This window comes from Nocardioides sp., assembly GCF_035429765.1.
Lineage (GTDB): Bacteria > Actinomycetota > Actinomycetes > Propionibacteriales > Nocardioidaceae > Nocardioides.
This window is the reverse complement of record NZ_DAOMFK010000122.1, coordinates 1-8,901: the sequence shown is the minus strand read 5'-3', so window position 1 is coordinate 8,901 and position 8,901 is coordinate 1. Positions and strand designations below refer to the sequence as shown.

The 8,901-nt window shown below is 74.2% G+C and carries 7 protein-coding genes; 4 read left to right on the top strand and 3 right to left on the bottom strand.

Annotated elements, in window-relative coordinates:
• Both nifJ and PLP61_RS11550 read left to right on the top strand, forming a co-directional pair.
• Nucleotides 1–3,410, top strand: a 3,410-nt coding sequence (gene nifJ / locus PLP61_RS11555; RefSeq protein ID WP_324502867.1) for a pyruvate:ferredoxin (flavodoxin) oxidoreductase, incomplete at its 5' end; no start/stop codon positions are given.
• Complete coding sequence (locus tag PLP61_RS11550; protein ID WP_324502866.1) at nt 3,401–4,417, top strand: dihydroorotate dehydrogenase-like protein; 1,017 nt, start codon at nt 3,401–3,403, stop codon at nt 4,415–4,417. The genes nifJ and PLP61_RS11550, both read left to right, overlap by 10 nt.
• Nucleotides 4,418–4,424: 7 nt before the next feature.
• Here the strand turns inward: PLP61_RS11550 and PLP61_RS11545 are convergent, their stop codons facing one another.
• Nucleotides 4,425–6,080: a phospho-sugar mutase gene (locus tag PLP61_RS11545; protein ID WP_324502865.1), complete on the bottom strand. Its 1,656-nt coding sequence runs from the start codon at nt 6,078–6,080 to the stop codon at nt 4,425–4,427.
• Between the two features lie 18 nt (nt 6,081–6,098).
• Between PLP61_RS11545 and PLP61_RS11540 the strand changes: the two genes are divergently transcribed.
• Entirely contained in the window at nt 6,099–6,545 is a 447-nt protein-coding gene (locus PLP61_RS11540) for an SRPBCC family protein (RefSeq protein ID WP_324502864.1), read from the top strand.
• A gap of 152 nt (nt 6,546–6,697) precedes the next feature.
• Here the strand turns inward: PLP61_RS11540 and PLP61_RS11535 are convergent, their stop codons facing one another.
• A complete protein-coding gene (locus PLP61_RS11535; protein ID WP_324502863.1) occupies nt 6,698–7,498 on the bottom strand; it encodes an NAD-dependent epimerase/dehydratase family protein in 801 nt (266 codons plus the stop codon).
• A gap of 1 nt (nt 7,499) precedes the next feature.
• Nucleotides 7,500–8,294, bottom strand: a complete 795-nt coding sequence (locus tag PLP61_RS11530) for a purine-nucleoside phosphorylase (RefSeq protein WP_324502862.1) — start codon at nt 8,292–8,294, stop codon at nt 7,500–7,502.
• A 64-nt stretch (nt 8,295–8,358) separates the two neighbouring features.
• On the opposite strand from PLP61_RS11530, the gene PLP61_RS11525 reads away from it, so the two are divergent.
• A complete protein-coding gene (locus tag PLP61_RS11525; protein ID WP_324502861.1) occupies nt 8,359–8,736 on the top strand; it encodes a VOC family protein in 378 nt (125 codons plus the stop codon).
• The last annotated feature ends 165 nt before the right edge of the window (nt 8,737–8,901 follow it).

Sequence of the window (8,901 nt, the reverse complement as noted above, 5' to 3'; positions counted from 1 at the left end):
TCGAGATGCAGAGCGAGGGCGGAGCCGCCGGCGCCCTCCACGGGGCGCTCCAGGCCGGGGCGCTGAGCACCACGTTCACCGCCTCCCAGGGCCTGCTGCTGATGATCCCGAACATGTACAAGATCGCCGGTGAGCTGACCTCGACGGTCTTCCACGTGGCGGCCCGGTCGCTGGCCACCCAGGGACTGTCGATCTTCGGGGACCACCAGGACGTGATGGCGGTCCGCCAGACCGGCTTCGCGCTGCTGTCGTCAGGGTCGGTCCAGGAGGCGCACGACCTGGCGCTGGTCGCCCACGCAGCCACGTTGCGCACCCGCATCCCGTTCGTGCACTTCTTCGACGGCTTCCGGACCTCCCACGAGCTGAACACCATCGAGCGGATCGACGACGACGTGCTGCGCGCGGTCGTCCCCGAGCACCTGGTGCGCGAGCACCGGGGCCGGTCGCTCTCACCGGAGCGGCCGTTCATCCGTGGCACGGCCCAGAACCCCGACGTCTACTTCCAGGCCCGGGAGAGCGCCAACCCGTTCTACGCGCGCACGCCCGAGGTCGTCCAGCAGGTGATGGACGAGGTGGCCGAGCACACCGGTCGCGGGTACCACCTGGTCGACTACGCCGGCCACCCCGAGGCAGAGCGGGTCGTGGTGGTGATGGGCTCCGGGGGCCAGGCGGTCGAGGAGACCTGCGCGCACCTCAACGCCGCCGGCGAACGGGTCGGTGTGCTCCGGGTGCGGCTCTACCGGCCGTTCCCGGCCGAGGCGCTGCTGGCGACGCTGCCCGCCACGGCCACCGCGGTGGCCGTGCTGGACCGGACCAAGGAGCCGGGGGCGGGCGGGGAGCCGCTCTACCTCGACGTCGTCGCCGCGCTGGCCGAGGGCCTGGCCGACGGCCGGGCCACCACGATGCCGCGCGTCGTCGGGGGCCGCTACGGGCTCTCCTCGAAGGAGTTCACCCCCGGCATGGTGGCGGGGGTGTACGCCGCGCTGGCCGCCGACCCGCCGCCCCGACGATTCACCGTCGGCATCGTCGACGACGTCTCGGGCACCTCGCTGACCTACGACGCGGGCCTGGACATCGAGGACCCGCAGACCCTCCGTGCGGTGTTCTTCGGGCTGGGCGCGGACGGCACGGTCGGGGCCAACAAGAACACCATCAAGATCCTGGGGGCCGATCCGGACCTCTACGCCCAGGCGTACTTCGTCTACGACAGCAAGAAGTCCGGCGGCTCGACGGTCTCCCACCTGCGGTTCGGGCCGCACCCGGTGCGGGCGCCGTACCTGGTCGGCCAGGCCGACTTCGTCGGCTGCCACCAGTTCGCCCTGCTGGACACGCTGGACGTGCTCGGCGTGGCACGACCCGGCGGCACCCTCCTGCTCAACGCGCCGATGCCGGCCGAGCGGGTGTGGGACGCCCTGTCCCGGCCGGTGCAGGAGCAGATCATCGCCAAAGGGCTGACCGTGCACGCCATCGACGCCGGCCGGGTCGCCCGTGAGGCCGGCCTGCCCGGGCGCACCAACACGGTCCTGCAGACCTGCTTCTTCGCGATCTCCGGGGTGCTTCCCCCCGAGCAGGCCGTCGCGCAGGTGAAGGCGGCGATCCGCAAGACCTACGGCAGGCGCGGCGAGGAGGTGGTCGCCCGCAACGAGGCGGCCGTCGACGCCACCCTGGCCGAGCTGCACCGGGTCCCCGTGCCGGCCGAGGCGACCGCGCAGCGGCCCGCACCGCCGGTCGTGCCCGACTCGGCTCCGCCGTTCGTGCGCACGGTGACCGCGGCGATGATGGCCGGGCGCGGGGACTCGCTGCCGGTGAGCGCGCTGCCCGTGGACGGGACCTGGCCCAGCGGGACCACCGCCTTCGAGAAGCGCCGCATCGCCGACCGGGTGGCGCAGTGGGACCCGGAGGCCTGCATCCAGTGCGGGAACTGCGCGTTCGTGTGCCCGCACGCGGTGATCAGGTCCAAGTTCTACGACCGGTCGGTGCTGGAGACCGCCCCCGACGGGTTCGAGTCCGCGCCGCTGAACGCGGTCGGACTCCCTGACAGCCGCTACACCCTCCAGGTGTACGCCGAGGACTGCACCGGCTGCGGGCTGTGCGTGGAGGCCTGCCCGATCACCCCGGTGCCGGGCAGCGACCGCCGGGCGATCAACCTGGTGGAGGCGGCGGACGCCCTGGTCGCGGGGCCCGCGCACGTGGCGTACTTCGAGACCCTCCCGGTCAACAGCCGCAACCGCGTCGACCTCGGCACCGTCCGCGGCACGCAGTTCCTCGAGCCGCTGTTCGAGTTCTCCGGAGCGTGCACGGGCTGCGGCGAGACGCCGTACCTCAAGCTGCTCACCCAGCTCTTCGGTGACCGGCTCACCGTCGCGAACGCCACCGGCTGCTCGTCGATCTACGGCGGGAACCTGCCGACCACGCCGTGGGCGGCGAACGCGGAGGGGCGCGGGCCGGCCTGGTCGAACTCGCTGTTCGAGGACAACGCGGAGTTCGGGCTGGGCATGCGGCTGGCGGCCGACCTGCACACCCGGCTCTCCCGCCAGCGGCTGGCCGCGCTGCGCGACCGGGTGGGTGCCGACCTCGCCGACGCCATCCTCGGCGCCGAGCAGCTGCGCGAGTCCCAGCTGCGGGCCCAGCACGACCGCGTGGGCGAGCTGCTGCGCCGCCTCGACGGGCTCTCGGGACCTGAGGTGGACGACCTGCGCAGCGTCGCCGACCACCTGCTGCGCCGCAGCGTCTGGATCGTTGGCGGGGACGGCTGGGCCTACGACATCGGCTCCGGAGGGCTGGACCACGTGCTGGCCAGCGGACGCGACGTGAACGTGCTCGTCATGGACACCGAGGTCTACTCCAACACCGGCGGCCAGTCCTCGAAGGCCACCCCGATCGGCGCGGTCGCCAAGTTCGCCAGCGCCGGCAAGGTCGCGGCGAAGAAGGACCTGGCGCTGCAGGCCATCGCCTACGGCAGCGTGTACGTCGCACGCGTGGCGATGGGGGCTGACCCTCAGCAGACGCTGCGGGCCTTCCGTGAGGCGGAGGCGTACGACGGGCCCTCCCTCGTCATCGCCTACAGCCACTGCATCGCCCACGGCATCGAGATGCGGCAGGGGCTCGAGCAGCAGAGCCGGGCCGTCGACTCCGGCCACTGGCCGCTGATGCGCTACGACCCCACCATCCGGGGCAAGGGCGGCAACCCGTTCATGCTCGACTCGCCACGGCCGACGATCCGGCTGGAGGACTACGTGTACCGGGAGCTGCGCTACCGGAGCCTGCGCAACGCCGCGCCCGAGGAGGCCGAGCGGCTGCTCGAGCTCGCCCAGGAGGAGGTCAACCGCCGCTGGACGACCTACGAGGAGATGGCCACCCGCAGCGCCGCGCAGTTCAGCCCGGACGCCCGGAGGAAGACATGGACCTGACCACCAGCTACCTCGGCCTGCCGCTGTGCAGCCCGGTCGTCGCCTCGGCCTCACCGGTGTCGATGACGCTCGACGGGGTCCGCGCCTGCGCCGACCACGGGGCCGGTGCGGTCGTGCTGTACTCGCTGTTCGAGGAGGAGGTCCGCGCCCGGGAGGTCGCCGACCTGCTCCTCACCGAGGCGCACGAGCACAGCTTCGGGGAGGCGCAGGGCTACTTCCCGGAGGCGCCGACGGTCTCCTTCGGGGGCGCCCGGCCCTACCTCCGGCACCTCGAGCGGTCGGCGGCCGCGGTCGACGTCCCCGTCATCGCCAGCCTCAACGGCAGCAGCCCCGGAGGCTGGACCTCGATCGCTGCGTCCATGGAGTCGGCCGGGGCGGCGGCGATCGAGCTCAACATCTACGCCGTGCCGGGCGACCTCACCGTCGACGGCCGAGTCGTGGAGGACCGGCACCTGGAGATCCTGGCGGCGGTCAAGGCGGCGGTGTCGGTGCCGGTGGCGGTGAAGCTGAGCCCGTTCTTCAGCGCCCCCGGGGCGATGGCGCTGGCGCTCGATGCGGCCGGTGCCGACGGGCTCGTGCTGTTCAACCGGTTCCTGCAGCCCGACGTGGACGTGGAGGCCCAGCGGGTCCGGCCCGGGGCCACCCTGTCCGTCCCGGCGGAGGCGCGGCTGCCGCGGACCTGGATCGCCCTGCTGCACCGGCGGGTGCGGGCCTCGCTGGCCGCCACCACCGGGGTCGAGTCGGGTGACGACGTGGTGGCCTACCTGCTCGCGGGGGCCGACGTGGTGATGACCGCCTCGGCGCTGCTGCGGCACGGGCCGGCCCACGTAGGGACGCTGGTGGACGAGCTGTCCGCCTGGCTGGACCGCAAGGGGTACGCCTCGGTCGCGGCCGCCCGGGGGGTGCTCGCGGTGGGTGCGGACGTCGACGCCACGGCCTACGAGCGCGCCGGCTACGTCCGGGCCCTCCGGGACGCCCAGGGCCGGTACGGCAGGCTCCCGTCCTAGGCGCCGGTCAGATCCCCAGGGCGCCGCGCAGGTCGGCCTTGATCGCGTCCAGGCGACCCGCCGCCGCGATCCGGGCCGCGGCCACCTCGTCCTCCGGGGCCACCGGGACGACGACCTCCAGGTAGCACTTCAGCTTGGGCTCGGTCCCGCTGGGTCGGACCACCACGCGGGCCTGGTCGGCCAGCGTGTAGCGCAGCCCGTCGGTCGGTGGCAGGGCGGCGGAGCCTCGCGCCAGGTCGTCGACGCGCTCGACGGCCAGCCCACCGAGGCTGACCGGAGGCGTGGTCCGCAGGGTCTCCATCGCCTGGGAGATCAGCGAGAGGTCGGCCACCCGCACCGCGAGCTGGTCGGTGGCGTGCAGACCGTGGCGGCGCGCCAGGTCGTCGAGCAGGTCGTCGAGCGTGCGCCCCTCTGCCTTCGCCGCGGCCGCCAGCTCGCACAGCAGCAGCAGTGCCGAGACGCCGTCCTTGTCCTTGACGTGCTCGGGGTCGCAGCAGTAGCCCAGGGCCTCCTCGTAGCCGAAGGCGAGCCCCTCCACCCGGCCGATCCACTTGAAGCCGGTGAGCGTCTCGGCGTACCCCTGGCCGGCGGCGTGCGCCATCTTGCCGAGCAGCGAGGAGGAGACGATGGAGGTGGCGAAGACGCCGGTGCGGCCCCGCGCCAGCAGGTGCGCGCCGAGCAGCGCCCCGACCTCGTCGCCGCGCAGCATCCGCCAGCCGTGCGGCCCGGGCACCGCCGCCGCGCACCGGTCGGCGTCGGGGTCGTTGGCGACCACGAGGTCGGCGTCGGTCTCGCGGGCCAGCGCCATGGCCAGGTCCATGGCGCCCGGCTCCTCGGGGTTGGGGAAGGAGACCGTGGAGAACTCCGGGTCCGGCTCCTCCTGCTGGGGGACGACGTGCGGCGCCGGGAAGCCGGCCAGCTCCAGCACCTGCAGCACCGACGTACCTCCGACGCCGTGCAGCGGCGTGTAGACCAGGCGCAGGTCCCGCGGGCCGTCCTCGGCCAGCCCGGCGATCGTGTCGAGGTAGCGGTCCACGATGCGCTCGTCCAGCACGGTCCCCCCGTCGCCGCGGGGCAGGTCGGCCAGGGGCCCGACGGCGGCGATCCGCTCGGCGATGCCGATGTCCGCCGGCGGCACGATCTGGCTGCCGTCGCCCAGGTAGACCTTGTAGCCGTTGTCCTGGGGAGGGTTGTGGCTGGCGGTCACCATCACGCCGGCCACGCAGCCCAGCTCGCGGATCGCGAACGCCAGCAGCGGGGTGGGCAGCGGCCGGGGCAGCACCAGTGCCCGCAGGCCCGCGCCGGTCATCACCTCGGCGGTGTCCCGAGCGAAGACGTCGGAGTTGTGCCGGGCGTCGTAGCCGATCACCACCGAGGCGCCCGGTGCCGCGCCCTGGTCCTTCAGGTACGCCGCGAGGCCGGCGGCCGCCCGCAGCACCACGACCCGGTTCATCCGGTTCGGGCCGGCGCCCAGGGCGCCGCGCAGCCCGGCGGTGCCGAACTCGAGGGTGCCGGCGAACCGGTCCGCCAGGTCCGCCGGGTCGCCCCCGGCCTCGACCGCGCCGATGACGGCCACCAGCTCCTCCCGGGTCTGCGGGTCGGGGTCCTCTGCGGCCCAGGCCCGGGCGCGCTCCAGCAGCGAGGTGGCGTCGAGTGCGGTCATAACGGCACCGTAGCGCCCATGAGGGTGTTCGTCTTCCGTGACTCCTGGGTGCTGCCTGCGGCGCCGGACGTGGTGGGCACGGTGCTGGCCGACCTGGCCGGCTACCCGACGTGGTGGCCGCAGGTGCTGGCGGTGGCGGCGCTGGGCCCCGACGACGCCCGGGTGCTGTGCCGCTCCCGGCTGCCCTACACCCTCGACCTCGTCCTGCACGCCGTGTCGCGGCACCCGCCGCTGCTGGAGTCCACGCTCACCGGCGACCTGGAGGGCCGGGTGCGCTGGCGGCTGTCCGCCCGCGGCGAGGGGACCCTCCTGGACTTCCACCAGGAGGTAGTGGTCACCGGGCGGCTGCTGGGCCTGGCGTCGTGGACGGCCGCACCCCTGCTGCGCTGGAACCACCGGCAGATGATGGCCGGGGGCATCGCCGGGCTGCGGTCCCGCCTGGAGGGCTCGCGCCGGGAGGGCTGAGGCCGCGGCGCGGCGTACGTCTGTGCTCGCCCCACCCGCCCCACCTGTCACCCCGGGCAGGGCACACTGGCACTTCGCACGGGTTGCTTCCCCCGACATGTGCGGGTCTCCCCGGGCGGGGAAACCGACACCCACGCAAGCCCCGGCGATCCTCAGCCCCGGTCGAGCGCAGGCCGGTAGAACGCCTCACCGGCGAACGGCCCGCCCACGTACGCCGCCTCGTCGGCGTCCTCGAGCCGCTCGGGGAGGTCGGCGGCGTACCGCTCAGCGTCGTCCTCCGGGTGGTAACCCAGCCGGTGCCCGGCCGCCAGGTCCCACCAGGCCCGGGTGTTCGCCGAGATGCCGTAGAGCACCGCGAACCCCGGCGCCGGGGCGGTCAGGGCGGCCTCCACCATGCGTACGCAGTCGCCGGGGGACAGCCAGGTGGCCAGGTGCCGTCGGGCCTCGGGCTGGGGCAGGAAGGAGCCGATCCGGCACACGACGGCGTCGAGGCCGTAGCGGTCGGCGTAGAGCCGCAGCGCCGCCTCGGCAGCGACCTTGGCGACACCGTAGAAGGTGTCCGGCCGCGGGGCCGCGTCCTCGCCGAGCGGCTGGTCGCCGCGCGGGGTGCGGCCGACCGCATGGTTGGAGGAGGCGTAGACGATCCGGCGTACGCCGTGCTCGACCATCGCGTCCAGCAGCGCGCCGGTGGTGACCAGGTGGGAGTGCAGCGAGTCCGGCAGGCTGGCCTCGTCGGGGCGGCCGGCGAGGTGCACCACCGCGTCCAGCCGCTCCTGGGCGAACACCTCCGCCACCGCGTCGGCGTCGGCGCAGTCGACGGTGTACCACGGGTCGTCGACGCCCTCCAGCGGCGGCACCAGGTCGAGGCCGACGATCTCGTGGCCCCGGTCGGCGAGGCCGATGGCCACCACCTGCCCGATGCTCCCGGCGGCGCCGGTCAGCAGGACGCGCACGTCAGATCCGGGGGACGACCCGGCCGAGCAGGTCGCCCATCCGGGTGGCGGCGGCCCGGCCCGCCTCGAGCACCTCCTCGTGGTTCAGCGGCTCGCCGGTGATCCCCGCGGCGAGGTTGGTGACCAGGGAGATGCCGAGCACCTCCATCCCCGCCTCCCGAGCCGCGATCGCCTCCAGGGCGGTGCTCATGCCGACCAGGTCCGCGCCGAGCGTGCGCACCATCCGGATCTCGGCGGGGGTCTCGTAGTGCGGCCCGGGCAGCTGCACGTAGACGCCTTCCTCGAGGCCGGGCTCGACCTCGCGGCACAGGTCGCGCAGCCGTTTCGAGTAGAGGTCGGTGAGGTCCACGAAGTGGGCACCCTCGATCGGCGAGGTGGCGGTCAGGTTGAGGTGGTCGCTGATCAGCACCGGAGTCCCGGGCTGCCAGGTCTCCCGCAGCCCCCCGCAGCCGTTGGTCAGCACGATGGCCCGGCAGCCGGCCGCGGCCGCGGTGCGTACGCCGTGCACGACGGCCGCGACACCCCGGCCCTCGTAGTAGTGGGTACGGCCGAGGAAGACCAGCAGCTGGCGGTCCCCCGCGCGGACCGACCGGATCCGCCCGGCGTGTCCCTCGACCGCGGGGGGTGCGAACCCGGGCAGGTCCGTGCTCGCGAGGTCTGCGGTGGCCACCCCCAGGGCGTCCACGGCGGGGAGCCACCCCGAGCCCATCACCAGGGCGATGTCGTGGCGATCGACGCCGGTGAGGTCACGGAGGCGGTCGGCGGCCTCCCGGGCGAGGGCGGTGGTGTCGGTCACGGCCCGACTCTAGTCCTCTCCCCAGGGGGCGACGCGAGACGTCGCGGGCGGGCAGGATGTGCCCATGATCGATCACCTCGGCATCAACTGCGCCGACCTGGCCGCCTCGGCCGACTTCTACGACGCTGTGCTGGCCACCCTCGGCCACCGCAGACTGATGGACGTCGGCGTGGCGATCGGGTACGGCACCACCCAGCCGACGTTCTGGATCTCCACCTTCGAGGGCATGGGGGCCAACCGGGAGGTGCACGTGGCCTTCGCCGCCCCCGACCCGGCCCACGTCCGGGCGTTCCACGAGACCGCGGTCTCCTGGGGCGCGGAGTCCCTGCACGAGCCGCGGCTGTGGCCCGAGTACCACCCCGGGTACTTCGGGGCGTTCGTCCGTGACCCCGACGGCAACAACGTCGAGGCGGTCTGCCACACGGCCGGTCCCGAGGACTGAGCGCGCGGCTCGCCGGGCTCAGCCCTCGGTCGCCCCGTCCCCGGGCTCGGCCGCCCCGTCCCCGGGCTCGGCCGCCCCGCCCACGGGCGGCGTCCCGGGCGTCGGCCTCGGCGGCCGGCGGATGTAGCGGCCCAGGCGCCCCTCGCCGCGGGCGGTCACCTCACC

What these genes read in the sequence shown, in the direction of transcription:
- PLP61_RS11550 (WP_324502866.1), top strand. Translation starts at nt 3,401, where the DNA reads ATGGACCTGACCACCAGCTACCTCGGCCTGCCGCTGTGCAGCCCGGTC.
- PLP61_RS11545 (WP_324502865.1), bottom strand. Translation starts at nt 6,080, where the DNA reads ATGACCGCACTCGACGCCACCTCGCTGCTGGAGCGCGCCCGGGCCTGG.
- PLP61_RS11525 (WP_324502861.1), top strand. Translation starts at nt 8,359, where the DNA reads ATGATCGATCACCTCGGCATCAACTGCGCCGACCTGGCCGCCTCGGCC.
- PLP61_RS11540 (WP_324502864.1), top strand. Translation starts at nt 6,099, where the DNA reads ATGAGGGTGTTCGTCTTCCGTGACTCCTGGGTGCTGCCTGCGGCGCCG.